Consider the following 15,331-nt stretch of genomic DNA (forward strand, 5'->3'; position numbering starts at 1 on the left):
TAGAATTTTAGTGAGGCAAAAAGATGTTCAAAAATTTTATCCAATCTATTTATGAAAAAGTTTATATTATCAACTTTGAAAAATGCTCTCAAATACCGTGTTTGACGAATGAAGAACTGAAAAGCCTTGGGAAATGGTATGTCTCTACCGGTAAAGAATGGATTTGTCATTCAGATTATGAGCTGGAAGAATTTAAAAATATCTTTTTAAATTTTATCAATCCTGAAGAACGGGATAATATCTCCTTTGATTCAGATTTTATGCCGTTTCAACAATCGTAACCAATTTCCAAAAAAGTTAAATCTTATATCTAGTACTCTGCAAAACTCTTATCTAATCACGTTGCTTATACTCAATGAAAATCAAAGAGCAACTTTAAACTAGGAAGAGAGTCGCAGATTTCTCAATGCATAGCTTTGAGGTGGCAGATAAAACAATTGGGCAAAAAGTCTTTGATACAGAAAAACGCATAATATCAGGTGTTGAAAAAACTTGATACTATGCGTTTTATTGTGGGAAGATTTACTTTTTTTCTTCTGAAATTGAGTTCTTACCCAGAATCTTTCAGTTGATTAAGGCTTGATGACTTTAGTAAGTTTAGATAGCTCAAAAAGGATTGAATCACTTAGTTTAGAATCTGAAACAATAGTATCAAGATTTGATACATTATAAAAAGTATAAAAATCAAACTTATTGAACTTACTATGATCTGCGAGTAAATATTTTTTATTAGAATTATTTAAAGCGATGCGTTGAGCCTCTCCCTCTTCCTCGCTAAAAGTAGCTAGAGCTCCGTTTTGAATGCCATTACAGCTAACGAAAGCTTTAGAAAATTGGAGATTAGAGAGATTTTGTAGGGTCAATGTACCAACAAAAGCACCTGTAATATCGCGATAATTTCCACCTATCAAAATCAAATCTGTTAATTTTCGTTCGCTTAAAATCAGAAAAACAGGTAGACTGTTGGTCACGACGCGGATATTGTCAATAGGCAACTCACGCGCAAAAAATTCTAATGTTGTTCCTGGTCCAATGAAAATAGTTTCTCTTTCTTCTACTAGACTGCCTGCAAAACGGGCTATTTCTTGTTTTTCTGCCGTTTGGAGGGCTTGTTTTTCAATATTTGATCGCTCATTAGTCAAAAGGGAGTTGGTTCGAAGTTTTTCAGCTCCACCATGCACACGAATCAGCAAATCTTTATCAGCTAATTCCTGTAAATAGCGCCTTGCAGTCATATCTGAAACGGCTATTTCATCCATAATCTGTTTAACCGTTATGGTTCCTTTACTATTTACTATCTCTAAAATTTTGGCTAATTTTTCTTGTTTGAGCATATTATCACCTCGTTTCCTACTACTATCTTACCATAAACTAGCTCATCATTCAAATACAAAAACAACAAAATAAAACAAAAACAAAAATATCGAGGTTTGTTTTCAAAACTTTCGATATTTTTATTAAGTTATTATTTTGTTGTTTCTAGTTTACTTTTTGATGATTGAGAGTGGTGGAGAATTATACTCAATGAAAATCAAAGAGCAAACTAGGAAGCTAGCCGCAGGTTGCTCAAAACACAGTTTTGAGGTTGTAGATAAGACTGACGAAGTCAGTGATCATATCTACGGCAAGGCGAAGCTGACGTGGTTTGAAGAGATTTTCGAAGAGTATTAGTCCAAACCGTAGTTGTAGTCATCATCTTGCATGGCTTCAACTTCACCAAGAAGGTAACCATTTCCGACTTGAGAGAAGAAGTCGTGGTTGGAAGTTCCTGTTGAAATTCCGTTCATGACGATTGGATTGACATCATCTGCTGAGTCTGGGAAGAGTGGATCTTGTCCCATGTTCATGAGAGCTTTATTGGCATTGTAGCGAAGGAAGGTTTTAACCTCTTCAGTCCAACCAACACCGTCATAAAGACTCTCTGTGTAGCCTTCTTCATTTTCATAAAGAGTATAGAGTAGGTCGTACATCCATTCTTTGAGTTTTTCTTGCTCTTCTTCAGGCAATTCATTGAAACCAAGTTGGAATTTGTAACCAATGTAGGTTCCGTGAACAGACTCGTCACGAATAATCAATTTAATGATTTCTGCAACGTTGGCTAGTTTGTTGTTACCGAGATAGTAGAGGGGAGTGAAGAAACCAGAGTAGAAGAGGAAGGTTTCGAGGAAGACGCTGGCAACTTTCTTTTCAAGTGGGCTACCGTTGAGGTAGATTTCGTTGACAATCTCAGCCTTCTTTTGTAGGTAAGGATTGGTATTGGTCCATTCGAAAATTTCTTCAATCTCAGCCTTAGTATTTAAGGTAGAAAAGATTGAAGAGTAAGATTTAGCGTGAACAGATTCCATAAATTGGATGTTATTGAAAACAGCTTCCTCATGTGGTGTACGGATGTCTGCGCGAAGGGCTTCAACCCCAGTTTCAGATTGCATGGTGTCCAGAAGGGTTAAACCACCAAAGACTTTTCCGACCAAGTCTTTCTCTTTGTTAGATAGCTTTCTCCAGTCATCCAAGTCATTTGACAAGGGAATACGTGTATCGAGCCAGAATTGCTCCGTCAGTTTTTCCCAAGTTGATTTGTCGATGACATCTTCGATGGCATTCCAGTTAATGGCTTTGTAGTAAGTTTCCATTTAAAATCTCTTTCTGTGTTTAGTATTGCGAACTCACAATTATTTCTACTTTACCATAATTCTATAGGAGTATCGCACAAAAAGTCGGAAGCCCGACTTTTAAAATGTTACATAAATTATGTTATGACCTAGTAGATTTGATTTTATCAGTGCTGCTTAGGGAAAAATAGTGTTTCTATGCTAGAAACTAAATTACACAGCTTTCACATTGGTTAGCACCGACTTCTCCACCGTCATCTGTAAAGGTACGGACGTAGTAGATAGACTTGATTCCCTTGTTAAAGGCATAGTTACGAAGGATGGACAAGTCACGTGTCGTTTGTTTATTTTCCCTCTTCCATTCGTAAAGGCCTTTTGGAATGTCACTACGCATGAAGAGGGTGAGTGAAAGTCCTTGATCCACGTGTTCAGTCGCAGCAGCGTAAACATCGATGACTTTACGCATATCCATATCGTAGGCAGAAGTGTAGTAAGGAATGGTTTCTGTAGACAAGCCAGCAGCAGGGTAGTAGATTTTACCAATTTTCTTCTCTTGGCGTTCTTCGATACGTTGCGTAATCGGGTGGATAGAAGCAGAAACGTCGTTGATATAGCTGATAGAACCATTTGGCGCTACAGCAAGGCGGTTTTGGTGGTAAAGACCATCTGCTTGAACCTTGTCGCGAAGTTCAGCCCAGTCAGCAGCACTTGGAATAAAGACATCTTTGAAGAGTTCTTTAACACGGTCTGATTTTGGAACAAACTCGCCAGTTATATACTTATCAAAGTAGCTTCCCTTAGCATAGTCTGATTTTTCAAAGTTATGGAAGGTAATACCACGTTCACGCGCGATATTGTTTGACTCAACCAAGGTCCAGTAGTTCATAAGCATAAAGTAGATGCTTGTAAACTCAATAGACTCAGGCGATCCATATTCAATCAATTGTTGGGCAAGGTAGCTGTGAAGTCCCATAGCACCAAGACCAAAAGTATGAGCTTGGCTATTTCCATAGTCAATCGTAGGTACAGCCACGATGTGTGAACTATCTGTAACGAAAGTAAGGGAACGAACCATAGCACGGATAGAACGACCAAAGTCAGGTGAGGTCATCATGTTGACCACGTTGGTTGAACCAAGGTTACATGAAACATCTGTTCCCATTTGAAGGAATTCTTGAGCATCGTTGATCAAGCTTGGTTCTTGGACTTGAAGAATCTCAGAACACAAGTTACTCATGATAATCTTTCCATCAACAGGATTTGCACGGTTAGCCGTATCAATATTGACTACATAAGGATAACCAGACTCCTGTTGCAATTTAGAGATTTCAGTTTCTAAATCACGCGCCTTGATTTTTGTCTTGCGAATATTTGGATTTGCGACCAATTCATCGTATTTTTCAGTAATGTCGATGTAGTTGAATGGGACATTGTATTCTTTTTCTACAGAGTAAGGGCTGAAGAGGTACATTTCTTCATTTTTACGCGCCAATTCGTAGAATTTATCTGGTACTACAACACCAAGTGATAGGGTTTTGACACGAACTTTTTCATCGGCATTTTCTTTCTTAGTTGAAAGGAAGGCGATGATATCTGGGTGAAAGACGTTGAGGTAGACAACCCCAGCACCTTGACGTTGCCCCAATTGGTTTGAGTAAGAGAAGCTATCTTCGAAGAGTTTCATAACTGGTACGACACCAGAAGCTGCTCCTTCATAACCCTTGATAGGTGCACCAGCTTCACGAAGGTTGCTGAGGGTAATTCCCACACCACCACCAATACGTGAAAGTTGAAGGGCAGAGTTGATAGAACGTCCGATAGAGTTCATGTCATCCGTCACTTGGATTAAGAAACAAGATACCAACTCCCCACGACGAGCACGTCCAGCATTCAAGAAGGAAGGAGTAGCAGGTTGGTAGCGTTGGTGGATGATTTCATTGGCAATATCGATTGCAACAGCTTCATTCCCATCAGCGAAATAAAGGGCGTTAAAGAAGACACGGTCTTCCATACTTTCAAGATAGTATTCACCGTCATTAGTCTTTAAGGCATATTGATTGTAAAATTTATAAGCAGCCATGAAAGACTTGAATTGGAAGTTTTGGTCTTTGATAAATTGAGCCAATTCTTCCAAGAACTCTGGACGGTATTTCTTGATAAAGGCTGTTTCGATGTAGTTGTGTTCAATGAGGTAGTTGATTTTATCAGTAATTGAATCAAAAACCATAGTGTTTGGAACGACATTTTCTTTAAAGAAGGCATCCAAGGCTTCCTTATCTTTATGAAGCATGATTTGTCCATTAACAGGACGGTTAATTTCGTTATTGAGACGGAAGTAAGTCACGTCTTCAAGATGTTTTAATCCCATAAAATTTCCCTTATCTAATTACAAAAGAAAGGCTTCTAAGTTAGCCCTAAAAGCAGTTTCTTCTGGATGATGTACTAAGATTATGCTAATTGTTTCAGTTTTCCTGGTTGGAAACCTGAAAAGACTTCAGTTGGTGTTTGGATAACAGGAGCTGCGCTAAAACCGAGCTCTTTAACTTGATCGATGTACTCAGGTTGCTCATCAAGATTGATTTCACGATAAGAGACATTATTACTGTCCAAGAAACGTTTGGTCATCTTACATTGGACACAGTTGTTTTTAGAATAAACGGTTACCATTGTGTAACTCCTCTTCAAAATTTAATACTATCCTAGTATATCAGAAAATAAAATTTTGTCAATGATTTGAACTAAATATAGTGGTCTGTTTTTCTAGTCAAGCTCACAAAACACAATATGTAGTGTTTACTTTATAAAACAGCAATGATTATCCTATAAATCGTTTTTAAAGAAACTATATCCTGTGTTTTGTTATCTAGGATAGAAGATTTTCAGCAAGTTATCTGAAAGGAAATTGAAGGAAAATCCAGAAAATGCTTGAAAAAAATCCTAGAAGATGGTATAATACCAAACTGTAAGGGTTATCACATATAACTCAAAAAAAGAAAGAACAAAAGGAGAGTCAAACTATGGCTTCTAAAGATTTCCACGTAGTGGCAGAAACAGGTATTCACGCACGTCCAGCAACATTGTTGGTGCAAACTGCTAGCAAATTTGCTTCAGATATCACTCTTGAATACAAAGGTAAATCAGTTAACCTTAAATCAATTATGGGTGTTATGAGTCTTGGTGTTGGCCAAGGTGCTGACGTAACTATCTCAGCTGAAGGTGCAGATGCAGATGACGCTATCGCTGCAATCTCAGAAACAATGGAAAAAGAAGGATTGGCATAAGGGAAATGACAGAAATGCTTAAAGGAATCGCAGCATCTGACGGTGTTGCAGTTGCAAAAGCATATCTACTCGTTCAACCGGATTTGTCATTCGAGACTATTTCAGTCGAAGATACAAACGCAGAAGAGGCTCGTTTGGATGTTGCTCTTGAAGCTTCTCAAAACGAGCTTTCTCTTATCCGCGAGAAAGCTGTAGGTACGCTTGGTGAAGAAGCGGCTCAAGTTTTTGACGCTCATTTGATGGTTCTTTCTGACCCAGAATTGATTGGTCAGATTAAAGAAACAATTCGTGCTAAGAAAGTCAATGCAGAAGCAGGTCTTAAAGAAGTGACTGACATGTTCATCACTATCTTTGAAGGTATGGAAGACAACCCATACATGCAAGAACGTGCAGCGGACATCCGCGACGTGACAAAACGTGTATTGGCAAACCTTCTTGGTAAGAAATTGCCAAACCCAGCTTCTATCAATGAAGAAGTGATCGTGATTGCACATGACTTAACACCATCTGATACAGCTCAATTGGACAAAAACTTTGTAAAAGCTTTTGTAACAAACATCGGTGGACGTACAAGCCACTCAGCTATCATGGCACGTACACTTGAAATTGCAGCTGTATTGGGAACAAATAACATCACTGAAGTAGTGAAAGACAGTGATATCCTTGCCGTTAACGGAATTACTGGTGAAGTGATTATCAACCCAACAGATGAACAAGCGGCAGAATTTAAAGCAGCTGGTGAAGCTTATGCTAAACAAAAAGCTGAATGGGCACTTTTGAAAGATGCTCAAACAGTGACTGCTGACGGTAAACATTTCGAGTTGGCTGCTAACATCGGTACTCCAAAAGATGTTGAAGGTGTTAACAACAACGGTGCAGAAGCTGTTGGACTTTACCGTACAGAGTTCTTGTACATGGATTCTCAAGACTTCCCAACTGAAGATGAGCAGTATGAAGCATACAAGGCTGTTCTTGAGGGAATGAATGGTAAACCAGTGGTTGTTCGTACAATGGATATCGGCGGAGATAAGGAACTTCCTTACTTCGATATGCCACATGAAATGAACCCATTCCTTGGATTCCGTGCCCTTCGTATCTCTATTTCTGAAACTGGAGATGCAATGTTCCGTACACAAATCCGTGCTCTTCTTCGTGCTTCTGTTCATGGTCAATTGCGTATCATGTTCCCAATGGTTGCCCTTTTGAAAGAATTCCGTGCAGCTAAAGCAGTTTATGAAGAAGAAAAAGCAAACCTTCTTGCTGAAGGTGTTGCAGTTGCGGATGACATCCAAGTTGGTATCATGATTGAAATCCCTGCAGCAGCCATGCTTGCAGACCAATTTGCAAAAGAAGTAGACTTCATGTCAATTGGAACAAACGACTTGATCCAATACTCAATGGCAGCAGACCGTATGAACGAGCAAGTTTCATACCTTTACCAACCATATAACCCATCAATCCTTCGCTTGATCAACAACGTTATCAAGGCAGCTCACGCTGAAGGTAAATGGGCTGGTATGTGTGGTGAGATGGCTGGTGACCAAAAAGCTGTTCCACTTCTTGTCGGAATGGGCTTGGATGAGTTCTCTATGTCAGCAACATCTGTCCTTCGTACACGTAGCTTGATGAAGAAATTGGATACTGCTAAGATGGAAGAGTACGCTAACCGTGCCCTTACAGAGTGTTCAACAATGGAAGAAGTTCTTGAACTTCAAAAAGAATACGTTAACTTCGATTAATGTCATTAACCTTGTAACCTAGTTGCAAGGTTTTTTGACGCATTTTGGGAAAGTATAGTCTTTTAAAGTCCACTTTTCAATGAATCAGAGGCATGATATAATAGGAGAAACAAATAGAATAAGAGAGAAATCATGTCTAAAGAAATTGATATTGAGTATTACCACCAGCTAGCCTTGCAAAAGCAAAAGGAACACCGTAAAATTTTAGCAAATCTAAAGAAAAAACCACCAAAAAATCTAGATAAGATAGCCCAGCAGATTCACCAAGAAGTTTTTGCGGAGATTGATTGTACGGCCTGTGCCAACTGTTGCAAGACATTGGGGCCTGACTTTAAAGAAGCGGATATTACACGAATCGCCAAGTACTTTAAGATGAAATTACCAGCTTTTGAAGCAGAGTTTTTGCAGGTAGATGAAGATGGCGATAAGGTTTTTAAATCCATGCCTTGTCCCTTTCTAGGAGGAGATAATCTCTGTTCCATCTATGATGTTCGTCCCAAGGCCTGCCGAGAGTTCCCCCATACAGATCGCAAAAAGATCCATCAAATCAACCATTTGACGATTAAGAATACTTTGACCTGTCCAGCAGCCTATCTCTTTGTTGAGAAATTAAAGGATAAGTTATAGAGATTTATTATAAAGATACTGTTCTAACTCTGTAGAAATCATTTCTATGGAGTTTTCTCTTTATGTTCTATTTTTGAGAAATCATCAATTTATTTTTATAAAAAAGCAGTTATACGGATTTTTTAAGCAAGTGAACGTATACTTATACAAACAAAAAGAAAGAGGTACAGCTATGAATTATCTAGTTATTCCAGCTTATCAACCTGATTTTAATTTGCTAACACTGATTGAAAAAATTCACAAGAAGGGTGATTTTTCTATCATTGTGATTGATGATGGTAGTTCTCCTGAATGTAAAGAAATATTTGCTCAGGCTGAAAACTATGGGACTGTACTTCGTCATCAGGTCAATCAAGGTAAGGGTCAGGCTTTGAAAACGGCTTTTGCTTACATTCAATCCCTCAAGATGCCTGGAACTATCGTTACAGCAGATGCGGATGGTCAACACAAGATTTGGGACATACTCCGCACTAGTAACAAGGCCAACGAAAATCCTAGCACTCTGGTTCTTGGTGTTCGTGCTTTTACTGGCAAGGTTCCCTTGCGTAGTCGCTTTGGAAATAGCTTGACACGTATCTTATTTAAAATCCAAACAGGCGTAGCAGTTTCAGACACACAGACAGGACTTCGTGCTTTCACGACAGACTTGATTCCTTTTATGATGGAAGTGGAAGGACAACGTTATGAGTATGAAATGAACATGCTATTGGAAGCCAGCAAGCAATATCCGATTTTGGAAGTTCCTATTGAAACAGTCTATATAAACGACAATCAAGCTTCTCATTTCCGACCTATTCGAGATGGTTTAATGATTTACAAAAACATTTTGAAATTTGCTCTTTCATCATTTAGTAGTTTTATCGTAGATTATCTAGTTTATGCTTTTTCTATTCTTTTCTTGGGCTTTATTCCATCAGGTTTACACCTCCTCCTATCAAATGGGCTGGCTCGTGTGACCAGCTCTATCTTCAACTTTTCGACTAATAAAAAATTGGTATTTAAAAATAAAGCAAGTAATTTAAAAACAGGTGCAGGTTATTTAACCTTGTCTGTTGTTCTCTTTTTCTTAGATACTCTCCTAATTAGCCTTTTTAACACAGGTTTCGGAATCAATTTATTCATGGCTAAAATTTTTGTAGGAATGCTTCTCTTTGTGGTATCTTGGACTGTTCAAACACGATTTATTTTCAAAGAAAGGACTTGTTATCCAGTATGAAATTTTTTAAGAAAGCTTATCTATACGCCTCGATCTTTAGCTTGCTTCTGACAAGTTCCTTTACCTATTCGATGTTAAAGACATTTGTACTAGCGGAGACTATCTCCACTGTATCTAATACTAACTCGACATTTAACACAGCAGTAGCAAGTCAAGCAGTAAAAAATGCCCAAGTAACGGATACCAGCTATTCAGATGGAAATATCAGTGTCAATCTAACTGAAAAGACAGTGAATGATACGCAAATCTATGTGGCGGATGTGACTCTGAGCTCTGCAGATTATCTGAAAACAGGCCTAGCTCAAAACTCCTATGGAACCAACGTCACAGCCAAAACCTCTGTGACAGCAGCTGAAAACAATGCTATTTTAGCTGTCAATGGCGACTACTATGGAGCCAATAGCTCAGGTTATGTTATTCGTAATGGTGTCGTCTATCGGGATAGTGTCCGTGAAGACGCCAGTAATGGTGACCTTGCCATTTACAAAGATGGCTCTTTTAAAATCATTTACGAGAACCAAATCTCAGCTGACCAGTTAGTTCAGGACGGTGTCGTTAATCTACTGGCATTTGGTCCGTCTCTAGTTGAGAATGGAGAAATATCTGTTGATACCAATACAGAAGTCGGTCAGGCTATGGCTTCAAATCCTCGTACAGCTATTGGAATTATCGATGAAAACCACTATATCATTGTTGTTTCAGATGGTCGTACCTCGGAGAGCAAGGGCTTGTCTCTTTACCAGATGGCAGAAGTGATGAAATCTTACGGAGTGAAGACGGCCTACAACCTAGATGGTGGAGGTTCTTCAACTCTCTACTTTAATGGTCAGGTAATCAATAAACCGACTACAGGTGGAAGCAAAATATCAGAAAGGGCGGTGAGTGATATTGTCTACATCGGTTACTAAAAATAAAAACAAACGCCTCCAAAAGACGCTAGTCGGCTATAGCATTCTTACTATTTTCTTTTTAGTATTTAGCCGTATCTACGAGTCTTTCAGTTTTGGGGAAACCTCCCTTCATATGCACTATCTTTTTGTAGTCCCCCTAGTAGGGGGCGTCATTCTGGCATTACTGTTGAAAATCATTCCAAACTTAGGGCGAATCAGTCTAAACTTATGGAACTCGTCAGTAGCTGTTCTAACAACTGGTATGCTTTTTCGCGGAATCGTCAATCTATCAGGTCGTTCAACGACCCTAGATCAACTCTACTGGTATGTTGGTATAGCTTTTGCTATCTTAGCTATAGTATCACTTTTCTTTCAGAAGAAAAACAGTAAGTAATTAGCTGAAAAATGAAAAACTGGTTGTTGAGAGAAACAGCCAGTTTTATTGTGGTATAATGAAGTAAGAAAACACCTCAACCTACTTGAAAATGAATGGAGAACTCTGTGCCTAGACCGAGAACGAAAGAGGAATTAGTGCTAACCTCTAAGGAAAACTATGAAAAGCTCAACCTCTTCATCTCTCAACTAAGTGAAGAAGAGTTGCAGGCTCCATTTGATTTTTCAAGAGACCAAAAGAAAAAAGAAGCTCACTGGAAAAGGGATAAAAATCTACGGGATGTCTTGATTCATCTTTATGAATGGCAGCAGTTACTTTTGACTTGGGTACATTCTAATCAAAAAGGTCACGAAAGACCTTTTCTTCCTGAACCTTATAATTGGAAAACTTATGGAGAAATGAATGTCGCTTTTTGGAAGAAGCACCAGAAAACGACATTAGAAGAAGCAACTAGAATCTTGGTGCAATCACATAGAGAGGTTTTAGAGTTGGTGGAAGGCTTTAGCACTGACGAACTCTTTACCAAAGGTGTCTATAAGTGGACAGGTGGGACAAGTCTAGGTTCCTACTTTGTCAGTAGTACCTCCAGTCATTATGATTGGGCTCTGAAAAAACTCAAAGCTCATCAGCAGAATTGTAAGGGATAGATGGACTTTTTGAAATTGCAAGAATGAGTTCTTTTAAACGTAATACTCTTCGAAAATCAAATTCAAACTGCGTCAACGTCGCCTTGCCGTACTCAAGTACAGCCTGCGGCTAGTTTCCTAGTTTGCTTTTTGATTTTCATTGAGTATAAGATAAAAGCAAAGGGCTATCAAGTGATGTAGCCCTTTTGAGTTATACAAGCAAATTACCATGCAAAAGCTGTCGTTGGAGCATTGAGCGCTTCTAACCATTGCTTATTTTTTACAGGGCAAAGAGTTACGGATATACCTGCCATATCTAGACTGGTCATAAATGTTCCTGATTTTATAAAGGTAATAGTGACTCCTTCAATTTCTAAGAGTTGAAGGAGATCATTGATAAATATGCCCATTTCTAAGTTGCTGGTAGTGCCTAGATTATTTACAAGCAATATAAATTGATCACCCTTTTTCCAATGATAGTGCAATCTTAATTTACTTATAATTTCATTTGCAAGGATTTCCGATGATTGGAATGGGACGATACGATAGCCTTCTTCGCCATGTATCCCAATACCATAGGAAATATTTCCTTCTTCCAAGTTAAATAGTGGAAGGATGGCTTGGGGGAGACTAGCAGATTTCGTTGCAAAGCCAATTGTTGCGATTTCGGGAGCAAGCTGATGACCTAAATCAGTTAGTCGCTCGATGTCGGCACCATTTTGAGCTGCATATCCTAGAACTTTATGAAGTAAAATAGTCCCTGCAAGCCCTCTTCCTCTAATTTGAAATCTATTGTGAGGTTCAATAGAAATATCGTCGTGTGCTAGACTATAGCCGACCTTAATTCCTTCTTGTCTAGCAGTATTAATGGCCCAGCTAAATTCTTTGATGTCTGCTTCGAAATTTTTTACAATGATGAAGACACCGTGACCATTGTTTAAAAAACGAATGGACTCTAAGATTTCAGTTCTTGTAGGAGGAGTAAATAATTGGCCATAGATAGCAGCGGTAAGCATTCCTTTTCCCACATATCCAATATGAGCAGGTTCGTGTCCTGAACCTCCACCCGCCAATATTGGAACCTGATGAGGATTGCAATTTTTTTGATAGACTAATGGTAAGGTAGGGTGTTTTTCTAATTCAGGATGACTGCTGACAGTTGCCGAAATGTAACTTGAAATAATTTTTTGTTTATGATTTGAAATAAATGTCATTGTGGTCTCTTTCCAATAATTGTCATGATTAGAAAGTCTGGTTGTGGAACTGGACTTTTTTTATTGACGTAAGCCTTCACGATTTCTGCTAGAGCATGTGAATGATAGTCTAACAAAAAGCAAGTATAAGCAGATGAATCGATATCAATCTGACCGTATTCTTTTAAAATTTTTGATACAAGCAAGCGACAGTAGCTGATAAAGTGGTCATAGAAGTTATTTTGCCCTTGAATATCAAAAAGTTGAATATAAAAGTCACGCTCTTGTTCGAAATAAAAAAATAATTCTTGTAATAGTTTTTGGCCTGAAATGAAGTCCAAGTTATTGGTGATATACTCGGTTAAGTCATTTTCAAATATCCAGTCTAGCAGTTCATATTTGTCAAGAAAGTGATTATAAAAGGTCTGTCTACGAATGCCAGCTGATTCCATGATATCTACAATAGAGATTTTATCAAATTCTCTAGTAGCTAATAGGTCTCTAAATGCCTTGGCAATCCGTTTTTTTGTAATAAGTGATGATGCCATAGGAAACCTTTCTTTTACTTCCTTCATTTTACCAAAAAAATGTTTTAAACGGGTTTAAAAGGGGACAAATAATAGAATCTGTCCCTTATCATCCAGCGATAAAAAATATATAATGAAAGCGAAAACAAAGGTAGATGCCGAAAGGAGTTTCTCATGAAAAAAATTATAAATGAACCGACACAAGTTGTTGATGAAATGTTGCAGGGATTGTCATTCATGCATGATGACTTGGTTCAACGTTTAGATGGTTTTGATGTTATCGTTAGAAAGGCAGAAAAGACAGGAAAAGTTGGACTTATTTCAGGTGGAGGCTCAGGACATGAACCAAGTCATGCTGGATTTGTAGGAGAAGGAATGTTGTCTGCTGCCATTTGTGGAGCAGTCTTCACTTCACCTACTCCAGACCAAATTTTAGAAGCCATCAAGGCGGCTGATGAAGGTGCTGGAGTTTTTATGGTCATCAAGAACTATTCTGGTGACATTATGAACTTTGAAATTGCACAAGAACTTGCTGAAATGGAAGGTATTGATGTAGCAAGTGTTGTAGTCGATGATGATATTGCGGTTGAAAATAGTCTCTATACCCAAGGTCGTCGAGGTGTCGCAGGTACTATATTAGTCCATAAAATTTTGGGTGCTGCAGCTCGTTCTGGTAAATCATTATCTGAAATGAAGGACTTGGCCGACAAACTTGTCTTAGAAATTAAAACAATTGGGCTGGCCCTGTCTGGAGCAACCGTTCCTGAAGTTGGGAAACCAGGTTTTGTTTTAGAAGATGATGAATTTGAATATGGAGTTGGTATTCATGGTGAGCCAGGATATAAGAAAGAGAAAATGCAACCTTCAGCACAATTGGCCTCTGAATTGGTTGAAAAACTATCTGAAGGTTTCCAACTTAAAGCTGGTGAACGCTATGGGCTTCTCATCAATGGTTTAGGAAGCACTCCGCTTATGGAACAATATGTTTTCGCAAATGATGTGGCTAAATTACTCCATGAAAAAGGTGTTGAGTTGGCATTTAAGAAAATTGGAAACTATATGACCTCAATTGATATGGCTGGTTTGTCATTGACATTGATTCGATTGGCAGATGATGAGTGGTTGGATGCTTTAAATGCACCTGTTACAACACCAGCTTGGTAAGACTCAAGGAGGAAATGTCGCATGAATGCTGAACAAGCTCTTGAATGGATGAAGCTTTTTAATAAAAAGATTCAAGAACAGAAAGATTATCTTAGTGAGCTAGACACTCCTATAGGAGATGGAGACCACGGTGGAAATATGGCGCGTGGAATGGCTGCAGTTATGGAAAACTTAGAAGGAAAGCAATTTGAGACCAGCAGTGATGTGTTTAAACTTGTCTCAATGCAACTACTGAGTAAGGTAGGCGGTGCTTCTGGTCCCTTGTATGGCTCTGCTTTTATGGGCATGGCCAAGGCTGATTCAAATTCGAAATTAGAAGAAATCTTACAAAGTGGTTTGGATATGATTGTCAAACGCGGGAAAGCAGAAGTTGGAGAAAAGACAATGGTTGACGTTTGGACTCCTGTTATTGCTGCCTTGTCTGATGGCCAGTTGACTCAAGAGGTTATTGATCAGGTAGTGAATGCTACCAAAGATTTACTTGCAACTAAAGGAAGAGCATCTTATGTAGGAGAACGATCTCTCGGACATATTGACCCTGGATCATTTTCATCAGGATTACTCTTTACTGCTCTATTAGAAACTGGGGTGGTTTAATGGGAAGCATTGGTCTTGTTATCGTTTCACATTCCAAACACATTGCACAAGGTCTTGTTGAACTGATTAGTGAAGTAGCTAAAGATGTTCCGATTACTTATGTAGGAGGAACCGAAGATGGAGGAATTGGAACGAGTTTTGATCAGGTAGATAGGGTTGTTTCTGAAAATCAAGCAGATACTTTACTAGCCTTTTTTGACCTAGGTTCTGCTAAAATGAATTTAGAAATGGTGGCTGATTTCAGTGATAAGAGTATCATCATCAACAGTGTTCCAATTGTAGAAGGCGCCTATACTGCAGCTGCTCTTCTACAGGCTGGGGCAGAACTATCGGTTATTCAAACACAGTTGGCGGAGCTTGAAATCAATAAATAAGGAATCTTCCTATTATTCCTTTTTAGGTGAGTTATTACTTATCTCTACTATCAAAGTTTAAGTAGATTATTACAAAATCAGAAAGGGATTGCTT

General features: G+C 38.6%; 18 protein-coding genes. 12 read left to right on the forward strand and 6 right to left on the reverse strand.

What is annotated here, in order from left to right; translation table 11 throughout:
* Nucleotides 1-23: 23 nt before the first annotated feature.
* Nucleotides 24-281 carry a DUF3884 family protein gene (locus AC6I9F_RS05210; protein ID WP_262078544.1) on the forward strand — a complete coding sequence of 86 codons (258 nt, stop codon included), beginning with the start codon at nucleotides 24-26 and terminating at the stop codon, nucleotides 279-281.
* Between the two features lie 291 nt (nucleotides 282-572).
* Here AC6I9F_RS05210 and AC6I9F_RS05215 read toward each other — a convergent pair whose 3' ends face one another.
* Nucleotides 573-1,334: a DeoR/GlpR family DNA-binding transcription regulator gene (locus AC6I9F_RS05215; protein WP_023939067.1), complete on the reverse strand. Its 762-nt coding sequence runs from the start codon at nucleotides 1,332-1,334 to the stop codon at nucleotides 573-575.
* A 190-nt stretch (nucleotides 1,335-1,524) separates the two neighbouring features.
* On the opposite strand from AC6I9F_RS05215, the gene AC6I9F_RS05220 reads away from it, so the two are divergent.
* A complete protein-coding gene (locus AC6I9F_RS05220) occupies nucleotides 1,525-1,671 on the forward strand; it encodes a hypothetical protein (protein WP_000693265.1) in 147 nt (48 codons plus the stop codon).
* On the opposite strand, the gene nrdF is transcribed toward AC6I9F_RS05220, so the two are convergent.
* The 3 genes from nrdF to nrdH all read right to left on the reverse strand — a co-directional run bounded on the left by nrdF (nucleotide 1,668) and on the right by nrdH (nucleotide 5,276).
* Nucleotides 1,668-2,630 (reverse strand): class 1b ribonucleoside-diphosphate reductase subunit beta, encoded by a 963-nt coding sequence (gene nrdF, locus AC6I9F_RS05225; protein ID WP_498020872.1) that lies wholly within the window; start codon nucleotides 2,628-2,630, stop codon nucleotides 1,668-1,670. The genes AC6I9F_RS05220 and nrdF overlap by 4 nt on opposite strands.
* Nucleotides 2,631-2,817: 187 nt before the next feature.
* The gene (nrdE, locus tag AC6I9F_RS05230) at nucleotides 2,818-4,977 is read right to left on the reverse strand and encodes a class 1b ribonucleoside-diphosphate reductase subunit alpha (protein WP_166731698.1); all 2,160 of its coding nucleotides are present in this window, start codon (nucleotides 4,975-4,977) and stop codon (nucleotides 2,818-2,820) included.
* Between the two features lie 80 nt (nucleotides 4,978-5,057).
* The gene (gene nrdH, locus AC6I9F_RS05235) at nucleotides 5,058-5,276 is read right to left on the reverse strand and encodes a glutaredoxin-like protein NrdH (protein ID WP_000259247.1); all 219 of its coding nucleotides are present in this window, start codon (nucleotides 5,274-5,276) and stop codon (nucleotides 5,058-5,060) included.
* Nucleotides 5,277-5,626: 350 nt separating this feature from the next.
* On the opposite strand from nrdH, the gene AC6I9F_RS05240 reads away from it, so the two are divergent.
* From AC6I9F_RS05240 to AC6I9F_RS05270, 7 genes are all read left to right on the forward strand, one after another.
* Nucleotides 5,627-5,890: a phosphocarrier protein HPr gene (locus AC6I9F_RS05240; protein ID WP_000146947.1), complete on the forward strand. Its 264-nt coding sequence runs from the start codon at nucleotides 5,627-5,629 to the stop codon at nucleotides 5,888-5,890.
* Nucleotides 5,891-5,895: 5 nt separating this feature from the next.
* Nucleotides 5,896-7,629 (forward strand): phosphoenolpyruvate--protein phosphotransferase, encoded by a 1,734-nt coding sequence (gene ptsP / locus AC6I9F_RS05245; RefSeq protein WP_138704059.1) that lies wholly within the window; start codon nucleotides 5,896-5,898, stop codon nucleotides 7,627-7,629.
* A gap of 132 nt (nucleotides 7,630-7,761) precedes the next feature.
* Nucleotides 7,762-8,256, forward strand: a complete 495-nt coding sequence (locus AC6I9F_RS05250) for a YkgJ family cysteine cluster protein (protein ID WP_070482622.1) — start codon at nucleotides 7,762-7,764, stop codon at nucleotides 8,254-8,256.
* A gap of 172 nt (nucleotides 8,257-8,428) precedes the next feature.
* Complete coding sequence (locus tag AC6I9F_RS05255; protein ID WP_498020884.1) at nucleotides 8,429-9,472, forward strand: glycosyltransferase; 1,044 nt, start codon at nucleotides 8,429-8,431, stop codon at nucleotides 9,470-9,472.
* Nucleotides 9,469-10,380: a phosphodiester glycosidase family protein gene (locus AC6I9F_RS05260; RefSeq protein WP_498020886.1), complete on the forward strand. Its 912-nt coding sequence runs from the start codon at nucleotides 9,469-9,471 to the stop codon at nucleotides 10,378-10,380. Before AC6I9F_RS05255 ends, AC6I9F_RS05260 begins: the two co-directional genes overlap by 4 nt.
* Nucleotides 10,361-10,756 carry a hypothetical protein gene (locus AC6I9F_RS05265; RefSeq protein WP_498020888.1) on the forward strand — a complete coding sequence of 132 codons (396 nt, stop codon included), beginning with the start codon at nucleotides 10,361-10,363 and terminating at the stop codon, nucleotides 10,754-10,756. Before AC6I9F_RS05260 ends, AC6I9F_RS05265 begins: the two co-directional genes overlap by 20 nt.
* A gap of 107 nt (nucleotides 10,757-10,863) precedes the next feature.
* Nucleotides 10,864-11,403, forward strand: a complete 540-nt coding sequence (locus AC6I9F_RS05270; protein ID WP_498020890.1) for a ClbS/DfsB family four-helix bundle protein — start codon at nucleotides 10,864-10,866, stop codon at nucleotides 11,401-11,403.
* 203 nt (nucleotides 11,404-11,606) lie between these two features.
* Here the strand turns inward: AC6I9F_RS05270 and dhaQ are convergent, their stop codons facing one another.
* On the reverse strand, nucleotides 11,607-12,596 hold the full coding sequence (gene dhaQ / locus AC6I9F_RS05275; protein WP_498020892.1) for a DhaKLM operon coactivator DhaQ: 990 nt from the start codon (nucleotides 12,594-12,596) through the stop codon (nucleotides 11,607-11,609).
* Nucleotides 12,593-13,123 carry a dihydroxyacetone kinase transcriptional activator DhaS gene (gene dhaS / locus AC6I9F_RS05280; protein ID WP_000168605.1) on the reverse strand — a complete coding sequence of 177 codons (531 nt, stop codon included), beginning with the start codon at nucleotides 13,121-13,123 and terminating at the stop codon, nucleotides 12,593-12,595. The genes dhaQ and dhaS overlap by 4 nt, the downstream gene beginning before the upstream one ends.
* Nucleotides 13,124-13,276: 153 nt before the next feature.
* On the opposite strand from dhaS, the gene dhaK reads away from it, so the two are divergent.
* The 3 genes from dhaK to dhaM are packed head-to-tail and all read left to right on the forward strand — an operon-like array spanning nucleotide 13,277 to nucleotide 15,237.
* Nucleotides 13,277-14,266, forward strand: a complete 990-nt coding sequence (gene dhaK / locus AC6I9F_RS05285; protein WP_498020894.1) for a dihydroxyacetone kinase subunit DhaK — start codon at nucleotides 13,277-13,279, stop codon at nucleotides 14,264-14,266.
* 21 nt (nucleotides 14,267-14,287) lie between these two features.
* Nucleotides 14,288-14,863, forward strand: coding sequence for a dihydroxyacetone kinase subunit DhaL (gene dhaL, locus AC6I9F_RS05290; RefSeq protein ID WP_498020896.1), 576 nt, complete (start codon nucleotides 14,288-14,290; stop codon nucleotides 14,861-14,863).
* A complete protein-coding gene (gene dhaM / locus AC6I9F_RS05295; RefSeq protein ID WP_173234977.1) occupies nucleotides 14,863-15,237 on the forward strand; it encodes a dihydroxyacetone kinase phosphoryl donor subunit DhaM in 375 nt (124 codons plus the stop codon). Before dhaL ends, dhaM begins: the two co-directional genes overlap by 1 nt.
* Nucleotides 15,238-15,331 lie beyond the last annotated feature (94 nt).

Source organism: Streptococcus nakanonensis, from assembly GCF_059738785.1.